Here is a 21496-nt window from a genome sequence, read left to right on the forward strand (position 1 = left end):
TCTGACATCTGCGGTTTCTGTATCGAAAAGAAGACTTATGCAATTCAAGTCTACTCAACCGCAATAAATAGGCGCTACCAGCAGTAACTAATCTCAGCATCTTAGCTGCGGACGAGCCTGGGATTAATTAATCTCATAAAACCCGCGGCCAAATACTAGAGAAATTCGGTGTTATTCTATCAGTGCCGATGAATGCGATCGGAGATTTTGGTCGATCGCACTTGTTGCTGCATCCAGAGATGATATCATGTCTGTTGAATTGCCCGCCATCAAATTTTGTCGTTTGGTTGGGGCAGGTTGATAGATATTGTGGATGTGAATCAAAAATTGTTAGTGAACCCGCCACAAGTATTATGGTTAATTGAGCAACCAAAATCTGCCCCAGGAGCAAGAGATCGATCGCAATAATTGATACCGAAATACCTATGACTGCCGCTGTTTCCCTGCAAAATGCCTGCAAAATATACAACAAAATTCCCGTTGTCAATGACCTTTCATTCACGATTGAAGCCGGAGAAATGTTCGGGCTGCTGGGCCCCAACGGTGCCGGAAAATCGACGACAATTCGGATGCTGACTACCCTGACTAAACCCAGCAGCGGTCAAATTCAGGTAGCTGGATATGACGTGATGCGCCAAAGCTTGCAAGTGAAACAGTCCATCGGCGTGGTACTCCAACAAACCAGCGTTGATACTGAGCTTTCCGTCTGGGAAAATATGGAATTTCACGGGCGGATGCACCACATCCCCAACCCGAAACGGCAACAGTTAATTAAACAGTGGTTGGGATATGTAGAATTAGCAGAAAGACGGGATGATTTAGTAAAAACTTTATCGGGCGGAATGAAGCGCAGGTTGCAAATTGCCCGAGCGCTTTTGCACGAACCACAAATTTTATTTTTGGATGAACCGACTGTAGGTTTAGATCCGCAAACGCGGCGGAGGTTGTGGGAAATTATTCTAGATTTGAACAAGCAGGGAATGACGATGCTGTTGACTACGCATTATATGGATGAAGTCGAGTATTTGTGCGATCGCATCGGGATTATGGACGGCGGTAAGTTGATTCAACTGGGAACGCTGGCGCAACTGCGGCAGGAACACGGTCAAGGGTTGGTGATGAAGCAAATAGGCGATCGCTGGGAATACAAGTTTTTCCCGACTTTGGAAGAAGCTAATTTTTATTTGGATGCTAAAGATGATAAGACTGGGATGATGGTTCGTGCTTCTAATTTAGAGGATATTTTTGTAGAATTAACAGGACGACAGTTAGATTGAGCCGTGGCTAATTGCTTTTTTACTAATATCGGATCGAACTAAATCCTGATTCCTTCAACGTCCATATTTTCAATTACCAATTTCCCAATGACTCGCTTAGCCACAACCATAGAAGCTATACTTTACCTCAAAGGTCAGCCAGTCTCCCTCGCAGAAATTGCTGAGATTGCCAAGTGCGATCGCTCCGAAGCCGAAGATGCAATCATCGAACTCATGTCTGACTCATCCCACCGCGACAGTGCCCTAGAAGTCGTCGAAACTCCGACGGGATACAGCCTGCAACTAAGAGAAGAGTTTGCCAGTTTAATGCAAACTTTAATACCTCCAGAATTAGGTGTTGGGGCTTTGCGGACGCTGGCGGCGATCGCCCTCAAAGGTGGGATTGCGCAGCCAGATTTGGTTAACCTGAGGGGTTCGGGAGCTTACCAACAAGTGCAAGAACTGGTGGAAATGGGTTTCGTGCGCAAGCGCAAGCCCACGGATGGGCGATCGTACTGGCTACAAGTTACCGATAAATTTCACCGATACTTTCAAGTAGATCAATTACCAAGACAATTGCAAATTGACTTTCAGGCAAATTTGTACCCAAGCAATGACGAGTAGTTTGAAGTAGAATGTAGCAAGCCAGAAATTAAGAATCGCCAAATGGTTTTTCACCCTGACTTTGACCGGGACAATGCCCAACAAACCGCAGTCAATCCACTTCTGAAGTACCTCCAACACCAATCTCCCGAGGTTCTAGCCCGCATCGCCAAATCCGCCAGCCCTGAAATCAAAGAGATTATTTCTCACAACGTTCAAGGACTTGTCGGTGTTTTGCCTTCAGACAATTTTAACGTTCAAATTACCACTGACCGCGAAAATTTAGCAAATTTGCTAGCTTCAGCGATGATGACAGGCTATTTTCTCAGACAAATGGAGCAGAGGATGCAGCTAGAAGAAAATTTAGCAAGCACGAGTTCGATAAAACCAAACTCTTCTAAAGAAAAGTAAAAAACTCGATGGCTTGGGGAAGCCATAAAGCTGAAAGTGGTTCAAAAAGTAAACAGTCCTGGGTGTACAGGCAATTAAGAAACCGGGTTTTTAATCCTATATCCCTCGCGCTACACGGAGGATTTGGGTAAAACACCCGGTTTCTGCGTCCAAAGTAGTTGTACAGAATTGATTGCATAAAATATGCGATCGCAGCTTTGTCAGCCTCAAAATCCTTTGTGTAATTAGTTTTGTGCAACTACCCATTGAGCATCTGGTGCATCTTTCATCCTCCATGGTGGCAACTAACCACCGGCCGGGCTACCGGATAGGGGAAAAGCACCGGGACGTACTTTAAGTTTCTGAACTTGACCAAAACGGTTAATTTCGAGTTCGAGTTCTTTGCCGACAGCGGTGTTTTCCACGCGTTCTTGCACGTCTCCAGGACTGTTAACGGCAATTCCGTCAACTTTTTGGATGACATCTCCGGCGCGCAAGTTGGCTTGTTGGGCTGGGGAATTTTCGACAACTCGGGTCACGGCTACGCCTTTGTCGATCGTAATTTTATTGTCGAGCTGTTTGTTGACTTCTGCCTTGGTGGCGGGAGTCAAGCTGAGCATTTGAATGCCGAGATAGGGATGTTCGGCTTTTCCTTTGGCGAATAACTGGTCGGACACTCGTTTGGCGGTTTCGATCGGAATTGCAAATCCCAAGCCTTGAGCGTCGGCGCGGATAGCGGTATTGATGCCAATGACTTCGCCTTGGTCGTTAAGCAATGGGCCGCCGGAATTGCCGGGGTTGATGGCGGCGTCAGTTTGGATGAAGCGGACTCGCTTGTCGGGGATGCCGACTTGGGAACTGGTTCTACCGGTAGCGCTAATAATGCCCACAGTCACGGTATTGTCGAGACCTAAAGGATTGCCGATCGCGATCGCCCACTGTCCCGGTACAATATTATCCGATCGACCCAAAGCCACCTGCGGCAGTTCCTTAGCATTAATTTTCACCACAGCAACATCCGTCAGCGGATCGACGCCCTGGACTTTACCCTCAAACTCGCGGCCGTCTTTGAGCGTCACCTTCACAGTATCCGTCCCAGAGACGACGTGAGCATTCGTCACGATACGGCCGTCAGAAGTGAGAATAAACCCCGAACCAGTACCGCGCTTGACTCGTTCTTCCGGCTGCGGCAAATTGTCGCCAAAAAACCGACGAAACAAAGGATTTTTGAAAGCTTCGGGCACTTGATTTGTCACCTTGCTGGATGCGTCAATGCGCACGACGGCCGGGCCAACTTTTTCGGCTGCTTCAGCAATAAAATTGGGATTGCTGCGATCGACTGGGCGATTTTCCTGAACAGGAGGAGAGGCATAGGGCGGCATTTGCTGGCGCACCACAGGCAAAACAGATCCGGTTTCTAGATTGTTTGAGCCTTGCAGATAGCGATTTCCCAACCAACCGATGCCTCCGCCAATAGACAGCAAAGTCACATAAAGTGTCAACTGCTTAAAAGATAAACTCATATTTAACAACTCCGGCTGAATACCTCATCCCCGCAGACACCTTCGGCATCAAGCATTTTTGTCTTGGCGACGGTTCGGAAGCGGGGCGGGGCGTACCGCTTCCTCTCCTAAGATAGCTAGGGCATCACGGGCCAAAATTGCCTGATGAGCCAAGAGCGACAAAAACTAATAATTCTCATCGTAACTTGGCTTAGCCTGGGATTTACAAGTCACTGGCCCGGCTCAAGCTTTCAAATATGCGGTTTCACTAGGCTATATAGTTGTCAATTGCCGGAAATGAATACTTTTTTTGTACTTAATGACTTTTAAACGCTGATTTCTGGTGATTTGAGCACTTCTAAAGGTCGATCGTCCCTGTTGGACAAACGGCGGCAAATCCTCCTCCCGGTTCGCCATCGAGAAAACTCTGACTGCACCCGCGATTGTCCGATAGTTGCTGTATCTCGATCGGTACGCTACACAACAAAACCAGGAGCAAGCTACGGTTACGGAAGATAAACCTTAGGATTATGGGACTTTATGCGCTTTTTTTTGTAGGCTTAAGTACCAGAGCCGGGAAAAATCAGCGCCAACCCTTAAGCAATTAATTAACTGAGATTCCTGCTAGATAAATCCTAGACAAGTCTAGACATTTATTTCTTACTTCAACGGGAGCATGGGAGCGGTTATCCCTCGGTAAGCTTTCACGCTTTAGCCAAACGTGATAAATTAATCGCTGCATTTAAATCCCTGTCCATCGAATGACCGCAACTTCCGCAGTTGTAAGTTCTTTCTTTTAGTGGCATATCTTGAATATGTCCACAATTAGAACAGGTTTTACTTGACGGAAACCACAGGTCAGCAATCATGATTTCACAGCCAAACTTTTTAGCTTTATATTCCAACTGCCTTCTGAACTCATGGAAACCACAATCAGCAATCACTTGAGCTAATTTGTGATTTGATAACAATCCGGCAACGTTCAAATCTTCTACTACTATTTTTGCGTGGTTTTTGCATAAGAAAGTAGTGACTTGGTGCAGAGTTTCTTTCCTGAGATTTGCTATCCTAGCATGATGCTTCGCTAACTGGATTTTTGCCTGATGTCTATTATTGGAACCTTTGACTTTTTTGGCAAACTTTTTTGATAATCGTTTAAGCTTTTTGATGTTAGCCTTGTAATGTTTTGGATTGGGAAAGATTACCCCGGTGGATAGTGTGGCTAGCACCTTGACCCCTAAATCAACGCCCACGCTCTCGTGTTGCTTGATAGTTGGTTTGTGTTCTTGCTCGTAAGCAAACGCCATAAACCAACTATCAGCCGTTCGTGAGAGCGTAATTGCTTTACACGTGGTATGAGGAAGTCCTTCATGAGTTCTTACCCATCCAATTGTGGGTAATTTAATTGAGAGACCTCCCACTGAAATTGGTTTACCACCCGCATCAATTGTAAATGAATCGTGATGTCCTTTCTTTTTAAACTTCGGATAACCGCCTTTACCAGAGAAGAACCGAGCGAAGGCATCCCCTAGGTTGTCAAAGGCGTATTGAGTTATTTTTTGACAAATACCTGTTTCTTTGATCCATGTAAACTCCGGCTTTACATGATTGTTGAAGAACTTCTTTAAGAGGTATTTATTTGGCTTAATTCCATCCTTGTAGAGACTATTCCAAGTAGCCAATCCCCAATTATAAGTAAACCTTGCAATTCCTGCGTGTTTACTCATAACCACGGACTGAGCCTTACTTAGTTTGAGTTTCGTCTTGATGGATAAAAGCATTGTTCGACCTCAACACTGTGTTTCTTTACTTTTTGAGTATACATCCTCGTGTCTAGGGTTGTCAATAGTTTTTTGGAGTTGATTTTTCAGGTCGGCGGAATAAGACCTCAACCCGTACAACCTACAAGAAAAGCAGTGAATGATAGCCATTAGATCCTCGACTAATTCCTGCTGCGGCGACAAAGACTCCTGATTAGCGACGATGATTTCGCAACCGTAAGTTGTAGCTAGCTCTTCTACAAAGTCAAATGCAAACCTACAAAGTCTGTCCTTGTGTGCAACAATTAAAGTTTTGATTTCACCTTTAATGATAGAAAATACAATATTTAAAAACTTTTTACGCTTAAAGTTGAGTCCTCCCCCGATTTCTTTTACGTATTCATCAATAGCTAGTCCTTTTGCGGTACAAAAAACTTCCATAGCCTTAATTTGATTCAATAACTCCGGCTTTTGGTTATTTGAAGATACACGACAATACACAATTATTTTCTTTTTTGTTTCTAAAGGTTGTAAACCTTGAGCTCTTCTTAAATCATCGTCAGTATAGTAACGGTAATTAGAAACTGTTCTTTTTGCGGGTAGCTTCCCAGAAATATCCCAGCGCTGCAAGGTTTTTACTGTCACGCCTAATTTTTTGGCAAACTCATGTGGCTTATACATAAGGTCGATGTCTATACTTCAACCTTATTGTACATTATTGTCTATGCTTTCTCCATCTAAGGACTTACTCAATGGCTGTGCCATAATGATTGGAAAGCTAAGCCCGTGGCGAGATTTGAACTCGCGACTTCCTCCTTACCAAGGAGGTACTCTACCCCTGAGTTACACGGGCATAAAAGATTAAAAATCCTCAATTAAAATGTTTGACTTTTAATTTTTAACTTTTAACTTTTATGTGAATTGTGGTGGGCCGGGCTGGATTTGAACCAGCGTAGGCGTAGCCAGCGGATTTACAGTCCGCCCCCATTAACCGCTCGGGCACCGACCCATTTGTACCCACAGTTAAACATCCTAGCAGATTATTCTTTTTTTGCAACACGACATTTAAAACTCTAGTCATTGAAAGTGGAACAGATAAGTTTAATTTATATAAACCGGAGAATTGAACTTTCCTGGGCTGACGCACTGCGATGGCAGAAACCGGGTTTTTTACAGAATCTGAGGGTTACAACGACTTATTTTGGTGAAAAACCCGCTTTCTCGCCACCTGTGTGTCTCGGATGTCGATCGCCACCGAAGTTAAGCTAAGTGGCAATTCCTAATTCACCAATTGACCGGTTTCTTGTAGGGAGTGGAGGCGGCGGTAAATGCCTTTTTGGTTCAAGAGCTCGTCGTGGGTGCCAACTTCGACAATTTTACCGCCGTCGAGTACGACGATCGCATCGGCTTCGCGAATTGTACTCAGTCGGTGGGCAATAATTATGGTGGTGCGGGTACCCAAAATATTCTGCATGGCTAGCTGGATCGATCGCTCCGACTCATAATCCAAACTAGAAGTAGCTTCGTCAAAGATTAACACGTCCGGCTCCACCAACAGCGCCCTAGCTATGCCCAACCGCTGGCGCTGACCGCCGGACAACCGCATTCCGCGTTCCCCGACAACGGTATAGTAACCTTGGGGCAACAAGTTCACAAACTCATCAACTCGGGCGATGCGACAAGCTTCCTCAACCTGCGCGAAAGTTGCTTTGGGGTTGCCGTATTTCAAATTTTCCAGCAAAGTGCCGTTAAAAACGTCTACTTCTTGATGAACAATGGCTAAACGCTTGCGGTAGCCCGTGACATTTAAACTGGAAATATCCTCGCCGTCGATCAAAATGCGGCCGGAGTTAGGCTCAAAATACCGAAACAGCAGTTTAACTAATGTTGATTTCCCGGAACCCGATCGCCCGACTAATGCTACAGTCTGACGGGGGTGAATCAATAAATTGACATCCTGCAAAACAGGCTTTTGGCGATCGTACCCAAATGTCAGCCCGCAAAACTCAATTTTCCCACTAAATCTATAGGGCGAGGCAGATACAGCATTTTCCGTTGCTAAATTCACCGCATCTATACCGTCTGGTAACTGCATAAACTCGTGGAAGCGGATCATTGAAGAATAGCGGCGGGCAAATAATTCGGCGATAATGCTAATCGGACGCAGTTGGGAATAGGCCATGCTCGCCAAAGTGTAAACTGTGACAAAATATCCCAGAGACATCTTGCCTGCAACGGTTTCTGCTAGGCTAAAACCCAGAACACAAAACAGGCAAAACTGCACGATCGTCTGTTGGTATGTTCCCAGGGTGACGTATCCTTTGTGAATGCGGTTAATTACAACTTTCAATTCGCGATCGAGTCTGGTTGTTTGCCTTGTGAGTTCAAGAGTTTCCGTCGCAAAAGCTTTGACTGTTTTGATGTTGGTGATAATTTCCGAGTTGCGGCTTTCGGTATCTTCGATGTATTCATCAAGAATTTCTTCTCGCGCAGTCACCTGCTGGAGACCTTTTAAGGTGAAACTGAGGATAAATAGGAAGGAAACTAAAATTAATAAGCCGATCCGCCATTCAATCAACCAGATAACTGCAAAGATGCCGGCTAAGCGGACGACTTCGGGGATGAATTCGCCGGCAATTTCTGGGTATGTCCAAGTGTGGTTGGCGATGCCTTTGGCGATGCGGCTGGAAATTCGTCCGGCGTTGTTTTCGTCGTAGAATTCTAGGGGTAATGTCAGGATTTTACTAATCGCCCCTCTCATTCGATCGCGTCGTGCTGTCAATGGTAGCGCCCAGTGATACCAATTCCCCACCCAAGGCTGTATGGGTGCTTTGGCGACTGTTACCAGAAAAATTAAGCCCAGCAATACCGATAGCGATAATATTTTACTGGCGGGCTGTTGGGTAAGTGAGGCGATCGCTGCGATCGATTTTTGCGTTACTGTATCTGTAGGTTGATTCGACAATACGTTTAACAGTTGCCCGATCGCGTAGGGCACAGCTAGATCGGCGAGTTCCAACACGCTGGATGCACCGATGCTGAAAACCGACATTTTCCAGTAGTCGCTGTAGTATTTGAGGATGTCCCGAAAGCTTGCCATAATTTTTTTTTGAGATACAACCCTTGTAAACACTTGAGTCTGATAACTGCGCGCTCCGGGCGCCTTGCTTACAAGTGTACTACAAAAGTAGTTATTAGGGGATCTTTTTGGGATAAAACTAGAGCATACCGGGGGTCCAGTGCGATCGCAGCCACGGGCGATCGGAAATTGATATTATTTGTGGTGAAACGGCGATCGCCCTGGAAGCAGATTTACCGACGATCGCCCGCGATGATATTTGAAGGGTGGCCAAGCAGATGAAAGCGAGAGTCAAGAGGAGCGATCGCCTATGATGATTGACCAGGATAAAACACTCATCAAGCTCAGGATAAGCACCGTACAACCGTTTGGCAAGCGCTGTCTGAGCCCCAAAAAACACAGAAGGCAGAATTTTGGGGAAATTCTGCCTTCTGAGGAAATGCTTTCTAATTTTGAGGTTTTAGTCGTCTGTTAGCTGAAGGTGTAGGCTGATTGCAACGCCCACCAGATGAGGAAGCCGATGCCGCCCGCAATGACGATCGCCGAAATGGCGATGGCGATCGGGCTGTCAGCTCCTTTGAACTTCATGATTCCGCGATTTAAGTCTGACATGAGCAGTGTTCTCCCACAATTGCAGCTTGATTGTAGCTTTGCCTTCGGCGGATCGCGGTCAAAAGCAATGCAATTACTGATTTTTTTAAGAATCTGGCGGCGGTAATTTCAGACGGGGAAGGGCATTGGGGCGCTGCTAGAGAGTTTCTGAAAAAAAACTACAAAAAACACTTGACAAATCCTCAGAAGTGAGAGATTATAGTTAAGACCGCAGGAAATGCGGGTGTGGCTCAGTGGTAGAGCGTCACCTTGCCAAGGTGAATGTCGCGCGTTCGAATCGCGTCACCCGCTTTAGAAGATAAAGCAAATAAACAAAGTAAAAAAGTATAGCAAGAAAGTTTTATTGATACTTCTAATGGTGGTTGAAAATACCCAAGTTAGTGGTAGAATTGAAGGCACAACTTGCAGGTTAAAATCGCCGATCGGACTATTGCTCCGAGCAGGCAGTTAGAAGCCTCGATCGGGCAGAATTGAAAAGTCTGATTGAGCAGATATGTTAACGATTATTTTTGTAAAAACGCTTTTTTTATCAGATCGCCCGTGCCATCCCAAAAAGCTCCAAAGATTGACTTAAATGATGAGTACCCCTGCCCTTGCCGGCGCCGGGGTCGTCTAGTGCCGATCGCACTAACAGAAGCCTTTGGCTGCAACCGTTGTCAGCAAATATTTGTGTTGGATGAAAGCGGACACGTCATAGAGCAACTATCAACGAACTATCCTTACAAGCAGGCTTGGAGGTGGACGGGCGAGCACTGGAACAGAGCAAATCCGGGTTTGAAGGCTCACTACTTGCCCCTGGCCCTAGGGATGATTTTGGTGCCTCTAGTGATTTGGTTGCCACTGGCATTGCACTCGCCGGGCCCGAATGTTATTCTGTGGGCAATGGTCGCTGTGTTGCTAGCAATGCTGCCGGCGCTGATGGTATGGCTAGCTTACAGGCGTTAGTGAGATGATAATAGAGGATTTTAGCCATTCATCAGATGGGGCAAATGTCGCCCGCCGCGCCAATCTTGCTTCTTTGGAGTTGGCGGCGACAAAAAGTACGGATCGCGCTGCTGCTTTGCAGGCGATGGCGATCGCCCTCAAACGCCGACAAAATGACATTTTAGAAGCAAATACTCTGGATCTCGAAGCAAGTCGCGACATGGCAATTCCCGATTTGATCGTGGAGTGGCTGAAGCTGACGCCGGAACGGATCAAGACAACTGTCCAAATTCTGGAACGGTTGGGGGAAATGCCAGATCCGATCGGCAGAGTGATCAATGCTTCTTATCAGGTCGATCGCTGTCAAGTGTACTGTCAATCGTTGCCGCTGGGGGCGATCGCCCTAATTTACGAGGCGTTTCCCGAGTTGGGGGCGATCGCGGCCGGTTTGTGTCTCAAAAGTGCTAACAGTTTGATTCTCAAAGGTGGCAGCGAAAGCTGGCAAACTAATGCTGTAATTGGAGAAGCTTTGATGTCGGCGATCGATGAGGTCGGTTTGCCATCAGGATGTTTGCAGGTACTACCGCCGGATCGGGGCGCTTCGATCCGTGATTTAGTCACTCAAGACCAATATCTCAATTTAATTATTCCCTACGGTAGACCGAGTTTGGTACAGCAGGTGGTAAGGCTGTGCACAGCGCCCGTGTTGCGATCGGCAATGGGGAATTGCTACCTTTATTGGTCGCCGACTGGTAGTTTGGAAATGGCAAGGTGGATGATTTTGGACAGCCATCAAAGCGTGCCCGATCCGGTAAACGCGATCGAGAAAGTGCTGATCGATCGCAATCAAAAGCCTTCTTCCTTAGTCAGGCTGTGGAACAGTTTAAAAGAAAAAGGCTTTCAAATTAACGCCGACGCGGATCTTGTGGCAGATTTCCCCGAGTTGAAGCTGGCTGAACCCTACGAGTGGACTCAACCATATTTAAACAAAACGATCGCGTTTAAAGTTGTGGATAGTCTGGAAATTGCGATCGGCTGGATCAACCGCTACAGCAGCGGCCACGCAGACTGCATCGCCACGGAATCTTACTTAGAAAGCCGCCAATTTGCTTTGGATGTCAACAGCGCCTCTACTTTTATTAATGCCTCGCCTCGGTTTTGGCGCTATCAAAATCGCGGAGATGCGATATTTTTGGGAATGTCCAACCAAAAAGGTTATCGCCGGGGATTAATTGGTTTAGATACGCTGACAACAATTAAAGAAATTGTTCAAGGTAACGGACTTTTTTAGAGAGTTAGATTTTGTAGTTGGGCTGAGGAATTGAATTTAAGGCAGAGCATCTTGTTCTAACAAAGTTTGATCGTTCGGACTTCAGTCCTATCCGCCGGCTTTTAGTTGACAAAAACTAACAGCAGTAATACAATAACCAACTTTTATTGTAGGTGGTTAAGCGGAGAGGATAGAAGATAAGATTCAAAATCTATAGAAATAGGATGTATTTTAGCGACTCAATTTGATTTGCTATACAGATTACTGAGAATTAAAATCTGCCAATAATTACTTTTTTATGATAAGTATAAAGTGTCTGAACAACTATTGTAAATTTACTCAAATAATGATTAGCGAATCCTAAATTATCCTAAAATAGATATAATTAAAATAGCAAAAAAAATCTGACTGAAATTACGGTGTGATTAGCAAACAATGAATTCCGAAAAAATGCTCATTTCTTTAGACGAGACACTCGATCGCGAAACGCTAATTCACCAATCGACATACATTAAAAAATTGCGTCCGCTGCTGCCACCAGAGGCCTTTGAACCAGATCCTAGCAAGTTAGGAATTCTGCTAATCAATCTAGGAATTCTCTTGCTGGGATGGGGAATTGCCGACTATCTCGATCGCTGGTCTGTGTATTTTTTATGGCTTTACTTACCTTTAGCCGCGATTATGGGCAATAGTATCATAGTTTTGCTATTTAGCTCCCACGATTTGATGCACGGTAGCGTTCAGAAAAAGTCTCGCCTGACTTATCCGATCGCCTTTTTAGGCCTAAGTATGCTATTGATGCCACCTACTCAGTGGAAATCGCTGCACAACCTCGTACACCACAATACCACCAATTCCCTAGCAGACCCCGATCGCAATTACCTGCACCAGCAGCCGGATACTTGGGGAAAATGGATTCAAAATCTATTTGTACCGTCGGTAGAAGTCAATCCGCTGTGGTTGATTGTCGGAATGGCTGGAGCGTGGGCGGTGCACAACTTCCGCAACGTGTCCTCAGTCTTGTTATTCAACAATAAATCTGTGGATTACGTGCCGGCTGCGTTTACCGTTAGTCCGAAAGATCGATCGACAATCGGCTGGGAATGTCTGGGAATCTTGGGAATCCATCTGAGCATCTTGTTCTACCTAGACTTTAACCCGATTAAAGTTACTCTGGCATACATTTTGCCGATCGCGATCGGTCATGCGGGAGCAATGTTTTACATCTATACAAACCATATGGGTTGTCGGATGACTAGCATTAATGACCCACTGATCAATAGTGCTTCGCTGCGACTTCCTAAAATATTTGACTTGCTGCACTTAAATTTCTCTTACCACACAGAGCACCACATTTTCCCCAGCATCAACTCAAACTATTACCCAATGGTGCAAGAGTTGTTACAAATTCACTATCCCGAGCGGATGAATTTAATCGATGCTGGCGAAGCTTGGCGGTTGCTGAGGGAAACGCCGCGGCATTACAAAGATGAAGTTACCTTCACTGATTCTTTAGGAAAAATGTCAGTTAATTGCAGCATTTTGGAAGAATATCAAGGCTAATTTAACGATGTTAAAAAAGTAAGGTGCGCCACAAGCACACTACTTTTTTTACAAAGTTATATAATTTCCGAAAATAAGGTTTGTAGTGCGGACTTGAGTCCGCATCCATGACGATTGACTATTCGTCCTCACTACAAACATTTTTGATTGCGGATGAACCCGAGGGAATTGAGCGGACATCAGATTATTTTAGGTCAATACGCTTTACTTAAGACAATCCACGGAGAAAACGATGTGACAAACAGACGCTGCGATTGCTCTCTCTAGGATCGCAATGACAAAAAAACCTTAAGTAAACCCTATTGTATTTTAGGTTAGATCGCGTTAAAAACCGCCGAGTCAGTTCGGCGGTTTTTAACTATGATTTGGTATTATATCCTGTCCAGTCGATTACAGTAAAAACAACGGTTAGTAGTGCGTCGGGAGTGTCCGCTATACGGCTGCGGACACTCCCGACGCACTACTAACCAATTTGATTGCGTTCAATCGATCGGAATTGATATTAAATGCTGATGCTGTTGATTACTAAAGAAGGTTTTAGAGCAATATATGGCACTAATCGCTTTTTATTGTTGGCATCAATCTTCTGTTCTGCGATATTCAAATCTTGCTGGAATTGTCTGAGTAACTGTGGGATGAGAGTTCCCTCAAAAACTTGGTCGAAGGTGGCACGGTAGAGGTCTTGAAAAGAGCGGTCATAATAACCCAAACGGTCATACTTATAAGCTGACAAAGTAAACAAGATTCGCAGTTGTTCGGCTGCTTTTTTGTAGGGCGGAAGCAACTGTAGAAGCTTTTGTTCCGTAATTACTTCTGGAGTATCGGACTTGATAATTGCCGGAATATCTCGGTAAGCAGCCAAAGGCATATTGGCAGCGAAACTCATGTATTGATGCTGGGTGTAATTCACAGCAGAATGCTGCGGCCCGCAGGTAAAAATCACTGTTGTGGCAATATCAATCAATTGTTGAACATCGTCAATGCGCTGCGGCATTCCTTTGACTTTACCCCCTGTCTCGGAGGATAATTCTTGGGCCCAGCGTTGCAGTTCGGTATCATCGGTAATTTTCTGCTTGGTCGAGTAAAAGAATTTGAGATAGCCGGAGACAAAGGTTTTAATCGCGTTCCACAGCAGCAATCCGTCATCTCGGTAAGGATAGTGAGGTAATTGAGTTGTGTTGTCCATTCCTCGGTTTTTTAGTTCCGTTGGAAAAGCAAATTGATCGAGACTCCAGTTAGTGCAGGCTTCCCTGCTGATGTCTACTGTCTCTGGTAAGGTTCCTGCTAGCAACTCATCGACTGGGCCTCCAGGGGCGATCAACTGATTGCGTGCGAGATTGTTGTTGGTCAACATGAAGCGAAAGTGGGGTTTGAGCAGCAAGCTGAGGGGATGATTTTCTGCTAACTGTCGGGCTGTGACGATCGCGATCGGTTCCATGACAAGATGGGTTCGACCTAAATGCGAGCTCATTTCGTGGTGATTGGCATCTGCTACTTGCACGCAGAGTTTGGCAAACAACCAATTGAGGGGGCGATCGGAGGGGGTGTAGATATGGCTGCCCGGTTTGGGGTCTAGTTGGATGGCCAGGGGCACCAGTTCGCCCCGATCGCGCACTCCCGTCCAGCGCCAAGCGAAGAAAGCACGGGGTTTCGGCAAGTATTTCCTGCCCTTTTCATAAGTACCTCCTTGAATGCCAGAAGGCGCGAGATAGTTAGCGTCAGTACCACTGTAGTCGGCAATGTAAATACTTTTTTCCCGCAACAGTTTGGGGATCTCCAATAATGGCTGCTTGCTGTCAAGTTTTGTGAGGATTTCTGCCCGGGGGTCGGTGGCATCTAAGAAGCGAAGCACCATCGGATTTGCCCCTGACAACCGCTGTTCGGCAAAAGAGCGATCGGTTTGGAAAGTCTTCGCAACTTGAGGCAGTCGGAGCACGGGAAAGAAGTCTTCATAGTCTTGGAGCTCGTCAAGAGGATCTAGAAACGATCTCGCCTGAACTGCCAACATATTTATAGCCAGTTCAGAGGTTGCTAGTATCCGTTCTCCAATATAGTCGCTCGAAAAATTCTCGATCGCCGGGACGGTTTTTAATAATGCCAGAGGTGATAAACTGTTAAAGTCAAACTGATAATCTTGTTGCTGGCGGTTCAAGGAATCGGTGCGCTGTTGTTTCTTGGCATCGTCTTGAGGAAGGGAAGGTTTCATGATTTTTACCATTTATCAATTTTAGCCCTTATTTTGTAGTAAAATATAGGTAAAAATTACCACGCATCTGGGCTGGGATCAATCAAATCTTGTGACTCTATCACAAAACTTGATACAATCATAGTTCGGAGACTGGTAATTGCGATCGGGACATTTTTAAATATTTTTTTGCGACTTATCGAACTTTTTCAAACACGGCTACTATCAGATAATCAGTCCAGATACCTCCGGAGCCCCAATCCATTGAGCGAACCGAAACTTATCGTAATTCAAAAAACCTATGCAACAGTAGCTTCAGTTTCCCATCGTTCCAGTCAACCTGCTGTACCAGAATTTTTTGTTGACGCCTCTTATAACTAATCAGTTCGCGTTCAGTTATCTAACGACAATTAAGTTGGCTGTTTCGGACTTGATTCCTCAAAATCATAAAAATGATAGCCAACAATGTTACGAGCGGTGCTTCACTGAACTAGAGAGCAGTTCTTGTTTGTTTATCTAAGCATAATTAAGATCGCAGTCAGGGCGAAAGGTTTTGATTCAGACCTAGAAAGAGAACTCTGAGGCTAATGATGGGTAATTAGTCGGAGTTCGCATCCGGCTCAGTCCTGGATGCACTCCGACTTTTGTCAATCGGGTTGTTTAAATAAGATAGAAAGTTTGAACTGGGAGCATCTCAGTTTTGCAATTATAGTGCGAGCTTAAGAGCTCGGGAGCTGTACAATACTTGCGAATTCTTGAAGTGCTCGCACTCAAAGAACAAATGCTTTTTACAAAAATGAGATGCTCCCGTTTGAACTAAGTATCGGGATTCAAAAAAACCGATTGATGGGTCGAGGAATGTCAGCGACTAAGCATGAACCATTAAATATTGACCGTTGCCGTTATATTCACCATCGCAACTGGCGAAATTAGCCACAAACCAAATCAAGTAAAACCGCCAGATTCTGCGGAATTTGGCATAGTCGATGCCGTAGTCTAAATCTTTGACTATCGGCTGAGAGTCATCAAAGTTTTTCAGCCAGTTAGCAAAGGTTGTAGAGTAATTGTAACCGTTGAGATACCATCGTTTGATGGTTTTGAGGTCTTTGTTGTAGCTGGGAACTGCATCGTATTTCCAGTAACGGCCGTGGGGAAAAATGTATTTGTGGGTGAAAACGCTGGAGATGTTGTTAGGAGTACGAACTGTGATGATGTGAATGAAAACGCGACCGTTATCTTTGAGGAAAGAGGCGAGCTTTTGGAAAGCTTTCGTTAAATTGCCTACGTGTTCAAAAACTCCGAACGAGAGAATTTTGTCAAATTTGGTATCGAATTGGGCGTCGTTCAAATCTCCTTCATATAGGGTAAATCGACCGGAACTAAGGTAGCTTTCTGAGTCTTGCATCTTCTGACGCATATATTCGCATTGGTGCTGGCTGAGGTTAATGCCAGTAAACTGGACATTGGGGAATTTGGAAAGAATGTAATTGGGAACGCAGCCCCAACCGCAGCCAAAGTCTAAAATTCGATCGCCATCCTGAATCTCTAGCTTCTCAATCACATCATCAATCATCTGAATTTGGGATTGTTCGAGGTTGGCTGCTCCTTTTTCCCACAATCCCATGCTGTATTTCGGATAAATCAGTTGGCTCTGGCCTAACATGGGATTCAGCATGGCTTGAGGTAAGTCGTACTGAATTTTCATTAAATCCCGCGGGCCTTCGGCTGTATGCTCTGTTTCTTTGAGTACCCATTCGTAGGGTGCGAGCAGGGAGGGAAAATACTTAAAAAAGACGGGCATACAGGTATCAAATAGCGATCGCAATACAGAATCCGGTACTTCTAAGCCGTTGATATAAGACTCTGCTACTGCCATTTGCACGGCGTTAACTGCACTGACTGCGACGCGGGTTGCTCGATAGGCGATCGGACTTTTGAGATGGATATTTCCCACGAGCGGGATGTGCTGTTCGATGTTTTGTAGGGCTGTTGATGAACTCATGGTTATACGGGTTTTAAAGATGCTGCTATTCTATCTCAAGCAAATTGGCTGGTTGTTTGGGAGCCAAAAAGCTCAAACTATTGCCAACTAAGGTGTCTGCGGCAAAACTCCGAAAAATACGAGAAATATATGGCGGTTGAAGAGGATTTAACAACGGATTTATTGGGCTTTAGGCTATCATAAATTTATTAAGAATTATGTCGGTAAATTTGGGATTTTAGATGGGAGATTTGAGATTAATTCCACAGGCTTTAATGAAGCTTGAATTGAGGTGTTTTGAGGGTGCGATCGTTGATTTAAAGCTGAGTTTGTTTGGCGGTTGAGTGGAGGGCACGAGAAGCAAGTGTCGATCGCGACTTATACTGAATCAATCAGGGAATGCAGAAAAGATGTCGAAAAACCGGGTTTGCATAGAGAGTCGCCGCAATAACAGATGTCCGCTCCATGCTTCGCTACTTAGTTAGAAACGCCACATATGCCAGAGATTCACTATCTGCCGGACGATCGCGCGATCGAGATATACGACGACGATATAATTCTGGAAGCTTCCCTGCGTGCAGGGATTCCCCACACCCACGCCTGCGGTGGTAGTGCGCGGTGTTCGACTTGTCGCGTCTTGATTGTCGAAGGTTTGGAGTTTTGCTCGCCCCGCAATTCCGCGGAAGATGAGCTCGCGAAAAAACTGCGCCTAGAGCCGGAAATTAGGCTGGCGTGTCAGACACAGGTTGCGGGCGGGAAGGTGATTTTGCGCCGGCTGGCGATCGATTCTGAAGACTTGGAATCATTTAACGACGAAATGGCAGGAAACTTGATTTCTGCACCTGTGGGTCAAGAAAAAAAAATAGCAATTTTGTTTGCCGATATTCGAGGGTTTACCGCCTTTGCAGAATCGCTATTACCCTACGACGTAATTTATATTTTAAATCGCTATTTCCAAAAAATGGGTTATGCGATCAACCGCAACGGCGGCATGATCAATAATTATATGGGCGACGGTTTTATGGCGCTGTTTGGGTTGGAAAACTCCGACAAAGCAGCCGAACAAGCGGTGAGGGCTGGGGTGGAGATGCTGGAGGAATTGGACAAACTCAATCCGTATTTTGAAACTTTATACCGTCACCGATTGCGGATTGGGATTGGGATTCACTGCGGTTTGGCGGTTGTGGGGAATCTGGGGGCCCAGAAAAATCAGACGGTAACGGCGATCGGGGACGCGGTAAATTTTGCCAGCCGGATTGAATCTGCGAACAAGCAAGTGGGAACGAGTTTGCTGATTTCCCAGGAAACTTATGAGGAAATCAAGGATTTGGCGATCGTCAACCAGTGCGTATCAGTTAAAATCCCTGGAAAGAGCGGCGAATACCCGCTTTATGAAGTAGTGGGAATGCCGCCGTTACCCGTGGAAATCGAGGAATTTTCCCAGGTAAGAAAAAAATCTATTTGGCAAAAATTGGTAAATAAGTTAGCTGCTTTTTATGCTGCGCTGCGGAATTGGATTCGGAAAAATTGGTAAAATAGTTATGCTGTCAAATACGAATTTTGAGTACGAATCATTATTGCAAACAGCGATCGCGATCGCCGCCAAAGCTCATGAAGGGCAGATCGATAAGGCAGGCAAACCCTATCTCGACCATCCACTATTTGTGATGGAAAATGTCAATTCTCTCGAAGAGAAAATCGTAGCAGTCCTCCACGATGCCGTGGAAGATTCCGAACTGACATTGGAGCAACTCACAAGCGCAGGTTTTCCGGAAGTTATCGTAAAGGCGATCGAGGCGATTACCAAAATAGAAGGAGAAGCTTATGCAGCTTATTTAGAACGCGTTATTGCCAACCCGATCGCCTTGCGAGTCAAAATCGCTGATGTTACTCACAACCTCGATCTGCGTCGCATTTCCAATCCGACAGAGGCAGATTTTCAACGCATTGCCAAATACAAAAAAGTCCTCACTCAATTGCGTGCAGCCTTAAAGTAATTATTAACCGCAAATATCCGCGTTCATAGTGGCACAGGCAAGATGCCTGTGCGATATCTGCGGTTAAAAAATATCCAAATCTTAAGCCATCACCATGCCGCCATCGACATTAAAAACCTGCCCGGTAACATAGGCCGCCGCCGCATCCGCAGCCAAAAACTTCACCATCCCCGCAACTTCGTCAACTTCGCCGTATCTTCCCAGCGGAATGTACTTTAAAATCTCGTCAGATTTGACATCTTTGGTCATATCTGTGGTGATAAAACCCGGTGCAACCGCATTCACAGTAATTGCGCGACTGGCTAACTCTTTTGCCACAGTTTTAGTAAATCCAATTACTCCAGCCTTCGCCGCGCTGTAATTAGCTTGTCCGGGATTGCCCATTTGTCCAGCAACCGAAGCAATATTAATAATTCGGCCGCTGCGCTGCTTCAACATGATTTTGCTGACTGCTTTTGTACACAAAAATACGCCGGTGAGATTCAAATCAATCACGGCTTGCCAATCTTCCAGTTTCATCCGCAGCAGCAATGTATCGCGGGTGATGCCGGCATTGTTCACCAAAATGTCAATTCGTCCCCATTTTTCCATGACTTTACTGATGAGTGCATCCACTTGGTCAGTTTTGGAGACATCCGCTCCAAGGGCCACAGCTTCCGAGCCGGCTGCGATGATTTCTGCTACGGCCTCATCAGCCGCAGCGCTGGAACTGGCATAGTTCACGGCGACTTTAGCGCCCTCTGCGGCTAAGGCTAAAGCGCAAGCCCGCCCGATTCCCCGCGATGCACCGGTGACAACGGCAACTTGTCCCCGCAATCGCTGAAAAGTCTCTGGCAATAATTCCATAATTCTGTCCTCAAAATCTATGCTCACAGAATTCTGCACTAAAATCGATCCAGAACCCAAAAAATTTATACTGACTTACTCAGTTCAGTTTTGAGTATTAGTGTCAACAAACACGTCAAAAGTAGTGCCGGTCTACTGTCTGACGATTAAGGCCTAGATCCCCCCGAATTCTTGCCCCCTACTCCCCCTTAAGAAGGGGGGAACCGGAAGCGATCGAAGTCCCCGCAACGATGCGGGGGATGCGAGGGGGATCGGGACTCGATTAAAAGCGAGATTTGTCAAGGGTTTTAGTCTTAAGTTGACACTAATTGAGTTGTGACAATTCCCTACTCGTTAACCCTTCGGGTATAATGGGCGTCCTTTACCACATTTTTAAGATGGCAGTTCAAAAACAGTTCAGCAGTTTCGAGGAGTTGCTATCGAGCTCCGATTTGCCGGTACTGGTAGATTTTTACGCTACTTGGTGCGGGCCTTGTCAGATGATGGTGCCGATTTTAGAGCAGGTGAGCGGTCAGACCAAAGATAAGCTCATGGTTGTTAAGATTGACACGGATAAGTACGAACAGTTGGCGTCGCAGCATCACATTTATGCTTTGCCGACTTTGGTGCTGTTCAAAAATGGTGTTGAGGTCGATCGCATTGAGGGAGTATTGCAACCGGCGCAGTTGATCGATCGACTGCAACCTCATTTGTAACCACAGCCGATTATCTCACACGCGCGGGTGCGTCAGCTAATATCTGATACATTATCAACAAAATAGTCGTAGCTGACGCACCCTACCTATGAAAACTCCCAGTCACGCGATTATCAATCTGGCTATTCTGGGTAAACCGCAACTGCCGCAATTTAATCTGATTATTGCGATCGGCGGAATCTTACCCGATATCCCGATATTTTTATTTTACTTTTGGGCGAAATACATTGCTCGTCTGCCGGAAGCTAAAATCTGGTCGGAAGCATACTATGAGCCTTTGAACCAAAATATTGTTGCTTTATTTCATTCGATTCCCTTGGCGGCGATTGGTTGGTTAATTGCTTATTATTTCGGTTGGCAAAATCTGCAAATTCTGTTTTTGAGTATAGTTTTGCACTCTTTGGGAGATTTGCCCGTTCACAATGATGACGCTCACCGGCACTTTTTTCCGTTCAGCAATTACCGTTTCATCAGTCCGATTTCTTATTGGGATCGAAATCACTACGGCTCAATTGTTTCTTTTGTAGAAATGCTGTTAGTGCTGCTGTCAACTTACCGAGTTTTTGGTTTTGTTAACTCTTCTATTGGTAAGATATTGTTAATTTTGGTGAATTGTTTTTACTTGATTGGAGCGGTGTCTTTTTATATTCGTTCTCTAATATCATCTGCTGTCGAGCCACCGCGATAAAATTGGTTTGTATTGAGGACTTTAGTCCTCTTTCGTAGTCTGAAGAAGGACTAAGAATCGCGAATTAAATAATTTACACATATTTGTGGGATGGGCGTCCCGCCCGCCCTTTTTGGACGGGCAGAGAGGCCCGACGATCGATCCA

Annotated in this window: 19 protein-coding genes and 3 tRNA genes; 11 read left to right on the forward strand and 11 right to left on the reverse strand. The window is 45.4% G+C overall.

Annotated features, from left to right (window positions below; translation table 11 throughout):
* Positions 1 to 425 precede the first annotated feature (425 nt).
* From QT974_RS11220 to QT974_RS11230, 3 genes are all read left to right on the forward strand, one after another.
* Positions 426 to 1277, forward strand: a complete 852-nt coding sequence (locus tag QT974_RS11220) for an ABC transporter ATP-binding protein (protein WP_333468564.1) — start codon at positions 426 to 428, stop codon at positions 1275 to 1277.
* A gap of 87 nt (positions 1278 to 1364) precedes the next feature.
* On the forward strand, positions 1365 to 1880 hold the full coding sequence (scpB, locus tag QT974_RS11225; protein ID WP_333468565.1) for an SMC-Scp complex subunit ScpB: 516 nt from the start codon (positions 1365 to 1367) through the stop codon (positions 1878 to 1880).
* A 42-nt stretch (positions 1881 to 1922) separates the two neighbouring features.
* Entirely contained in the window at positions 1923 to 2270 is a 348-nt protein-coding gene (locus QT974_RS11230; protein ID WP_333468566.1) for a DUF760 domain-containing protein, read from the forward strand.
* A gap of 284 nt (positions 2271 to 2554) precedes the next feature.
* Here QT974_RS11230 and QT974_RS11235 read toward each other — a convergent pair whose 3' ends face one another.
* The 8 genes from QT974_RS11235 to QT974_RS11270 all read right to left on the reverse strand — a co-directional run bounded on the left by QT974_RS11235 (position 2555) and on the right by QT974_RS11270 (position 9202).
* Entirely contained in the window at positions 2555 to 3772 is a 1218-nt protein-coding gene (locus QT974_RS11235) for an HhoA/HhoB/HtrA family serine endopeptidase (RefSeq protein WP_333468567.1), read from the reverse strand.
* Between the two features lie 683 nt (positions 3773 to 4455).
* Positions 4456 to 5532 (reverse strand): RNA-guided endonuclease InsQ/TnpB family protein, encoded by a 1077-nt coding sequence (locus QT974_RS11240; protein ID WP_333468568.1) that lies wholly within the window; start codon positions 5530 to 5532, stop codon positions 4456 to 4458.
* A gap of 9 nt (positions 5533 to 5541) precedes the next feature.
* On the reverse strand, positions 5542 to 6201 hold the full coding sequence (locus tag QT974_RS11245; protein ID WP_442933170.1) for an IS607 family transposase: 660 nt from the start codon (positions 6199 to 6201) through the stop codon (positions 5542 to 5544).
* Between the two features lie 91 nt (positions 6202 to 6292).
* Positions 6293 to 6364 (reverse strand) — tRNA-Thr (locus tag QT974_RS11250).
* A gap of 71 nt (positions 6365 to 6435) precedes the next feature.
* Positions 6436 to 6520 (reverse strand) — tRNA-Tyr (locus QT974_RS11255).
* A 270-nt stretch (positions 6521 to 6790) separates the two neighbouring features.
* Positions 6791 to 8611: an ABC transporter ATP-binding protein gene (locus tag QT974_RS11260; RefSeq protein ID WP_333468570.1), complete on the reverse strand. Its 1821-nt coding sequence runs from the start codon at positions 8609 to 8611 to the stop codon at positions 6791 to 6793.
* A gap of 118 nt (positions 8612 to 8729) precedes the next feature.
* Positions 8730 to 8990, reverse strand: a complete 261-nt coding sequence (locus tag QT974_RS11265; protein ID WP_333468571.1) for a hypothetical protein — start codon at positions 8988 to 8990, stop codon at positions 8730 to 8732.
* A gap of 71 nt (positions 8991 to 9061) precedes the next feature.
* On the reverse strand, positions 9062 to 9202 hold the full coding sequence (locus QT974_RS11270; protein WP_172188980.1) for a hypothetical protein: 141 nt from the start codon (positions 9200 to 9202) through the stop codon (positions 9062 to 9064).
* Between the two features lie 219 nt (positions 9203 to 9421).
* Here QT974_RS11270 and QT974_RS11275 point away from each other — a divergent pair.
* From QT974_RS11275 to QT974_RS11290, 4 genes are all read left to right on the forward strand, one after another.
* Positions 9422 to 9493: transfer RNA gene (locus QT974_RS11275), tRNA-Gly, on the forward strand.
* A gap of 249 nt (positions 9494 to 9742) precedes the next feature.
* On the forward strand, positions 9743 to 10147 hold the full coding sequence (locus QT974_RS11280) for a hypothetical protein (protein WP_333468572.1): 405 nt from the start codon (positions 9743 to 9745) through the stop codon (positions 10145 to 10147).
* A gap of 4 nt (positions 10148 to 10151) precedes the next feature.
* Positions 10152 to 11417: a glutamate-5-semialdehyde dehydrogenase gene (locus QT974_RS11285; protein WP_333468573.1), complete on the forward strand. Its 1266-nt coding sequence runs from the start codon at positions 10152 to 10154 to the stop codon at positions 11415 to 11417.
* 429 nt (positions 11418 to 11846) lie between these two features.
* Positions 11847 to 12959 (forward strand): fatty acid desaturase family protein, encoded by a 1113-nt coding sequence (locus tag QT974_RS11290; RefSeq protein WP_333468574.1) that lies wholly within the window; start codon positions 11847 to 11849, stop codon positions 12957 to 12959.
* Positions 12960 to 13461: 502 nt separating this feature from the next.
* Here the strand turns inward: QT974_RS11290 and QT974_RS11295 are convergent.
* Both QT974_RS11295 and QT974_RS11300 read right to left on the reverse strand, forming a co-directional pair.
* On the reverse strand, positions 13462 to 15165 hold the full coding sequence (locus tag QT974_RS11295; RefSeq protein WP_333468575.1) for a lipoxygenase family protein: 1704 nt from the start codon (positions 15163 to 15165) through the stop codon (positions 13462 to 13464).
* 847 nt (positions 15166 to 16012) lie between these two features.
* Complete coding sequence (locus QT974_RS11300) at positions 16013 to 17146, reverse strand: SAM-dependent methyltransferase (RefSeq protein ID WP_333468576.1); 1134 nt, start codon at positions 17144 to 17146, stop codon at positions 16013 to 16015.
* A 475-nt stretch (positions 17147 to 17621) separates the two neighbouring features.
* Here QT974_RS11300 and QT974_RS11305 point away from each other — a divergent pair, with 475 nt between their 5' ends.
* Both QT974_RS11305 and QT974_RS11310 read left to right on the forward strand, forming a co-directional pair.
* A complete protein-coding gene (locus tag QT974_RS11305) occupies positions 17622 to 18659 on the forward strand; it encodes an adenylate/guanylate cyclase domain-containing protein (protein ID WP_333468577.1) in 1038 nt (345 codons plus the stop codon).
* Between the two features lie 7 nt (positions 18660 to 18666).
* Positions 18667 to 19122 (forward strand): HD domain-containing protein, encoded by a 456-nt coding sequence (locus QT974_RS11310; RefSeq protein WP_333468578.1) that lies wholly within the window; start codon positions 18667 to 18669, stop codon positions 19120 to 19122.
* Positions 19123 to 19203: 81 nt separating this feature from the next.
* Here QT974_RS11310 and fabG read toward each other — a convergent pair whose 3' ends face one another.
* Complete coding sequence (gene fabG / locus QT974_RS11315) at positions 19204 to 19968, reverse strand: 3-oxoacyl-[acyl-carrier-protein] reductase (protein ID WP_333468579.1); 765 nt, start codon at positions 19966 to 19968, stop codon at positions 19204 to 19206.
* 377 nt (positions 19969 to 20345) lie between these two features.
* On the opposite strand from fabG, the gene trxA reads away from it, so the two are divergent.
* Positions 20346 to 20663, forward strand: coding sequence for a thioredoxin (gene trxA / locus QT974_RS11320; protein ID WP_333468580.1), 318 nt, complete (start codon positions 20346 to 20348; stop codon positions 20661 to 20663).
* Between the two features lie 88 nt (positions 20664 to 20751).
* The gene (locus QT974_RS11325; protein WP_333468581.1) at positions 20752 to 21351 is read left to right on the forward strand and encodes a hypothetical protein; all 600 of its coding nucleotides are present in this window, start codon (positions 20752 to 20754) and stop codon (positions 21349 to 21351) included.
* Positions 21352 to 21496 lie beyond the last annotated feature (145 nt).

The organism is Microcoleus sp. BM001215392, from assembly GCF_036700185.1.
Taxonomy (GTDB): Bacteria; Cyanobacteriota; Cyanobacteriia; order Cyanobacteriales; family Microcoleaceae; genus Microcoleus.

What these genes read in the sequence shown, in the direction of transcription:
- QT974_RS11295 (WP_333468575.1), bottom strand. Translation starts at nt 15,165, where the DNA reads ATGAAACCTTCCCTTCCTCAAGACGATGCCAAGAAACAACAGCGCACC.
- QT974_RS11260 (WP_333468570.1), bottom strand. Translation starts at nt 8,611, where the DNA reads ATGGCAAGCTTTCGGGACATCCTCAAATACTACAGCGACTACTGGAAA.
- QT974_RS11270 (WP_172188980.1), bottom strand. Translation starts at nt 9,202, where the DNA reads ATGTCAGACTTAAATCGCGGAATCATGAAGTTCAAAGGAGCTGACAGC.
- QT974_RS11290 (WP_333468574.1), top strand. Translation starts at nt 11,847, where the DNA reads ATGCTCATTTCTTTAGACGAGACACTCGATCGCGAAACGCTAATTCAC.
- QT974_RS11285 (WP_333468573.1), top strand. Translation starts at nt 10,152, where the DNA reads ATGATAATAGAGGATTTTAGCCATTCATCAGATGGGGCAAATGTCGCC.
- fabG (WP_333468579.1), bottom strand. Translation starts at nt 19,968, where the DNA reads ATGGAATTATTGCCAGAGACTTTTCAGCGATTGCGGGGACAAGTTGCC.
- trxA (WP_333468580.1), top strand. Translation starts at nt 20,346, where the DNA reads ATGGCAGTTCAAAAACAGTTCAGCAGTTTCGAGGAGTTGCTATCGAGC.
- QT974_RS11230 (WP_333468566.1), top strand. Translation starts at nt 1,923, where the DNA reads ATGGTTTTTCACCCTGACTTTGACCGGGACAATGCCCAACAAACCGCA.
- QT974_RS11235 (WP_333468567.1), bottom strand. Translation starts at nt 3,772, where the DNA reads ATGAGTTTATCTTTTAAGCAGTTGACACTTTATGTGACTTTGCTGTCT.
- QT974_RS11220 (WP_333468564.1), top strand. Translation starts at nt 426, where the DNA reads ATGACTGCCGCTGTTTCCCTGCAAAATGCCTGCAAAATATACAACAAA.
- QT974_RS11310 (WP_333468578.1), top strand. Translation starts at nt 18,667, where the DNA reads ATGCTGTCAAATACGAATTTTGAGTACGAATCATTATTGCAAACAGCG.
- QT974_RS11300 (WP_333468576.1), bottom strand. Translation starts at nt 17,146, where the DNA reads ATGAGTTCATCAACAGCCCTACAAAACATCGAACAGCACATCCCGCTC.
- QT974_RS11305 (WP_333468577.1), top strand. Translation starts at nt 17,622, where the DNA reads ATGCCAGAGATTCACTATCTGCCGGACGATCGCGCGATCGAGATATAC.
- QT974_RS11325 (WP_333468581.1), top strand. Translation starts at nt 20,752, where the DNA reads ATGAAAACTCCCAGTCACGCGATTATCAATCTGGCTATTCTGGGTAAA.
- scpB (WP_333468565.1), top strand. Translation starts at nt 1,365, where the DNA reads ATGACTCGCTTAGCCACAACCATAGAAGCTATACTTTACCTCAAAGGT.
- QT974_RS11240 (WP_333468568.1), bottom strand. Translation starts at nt 5,532, where the DNA reads ATGCTTTTATCCATCAAGACGAAACTCAAACTAAGTAAGGCTCAGTCC.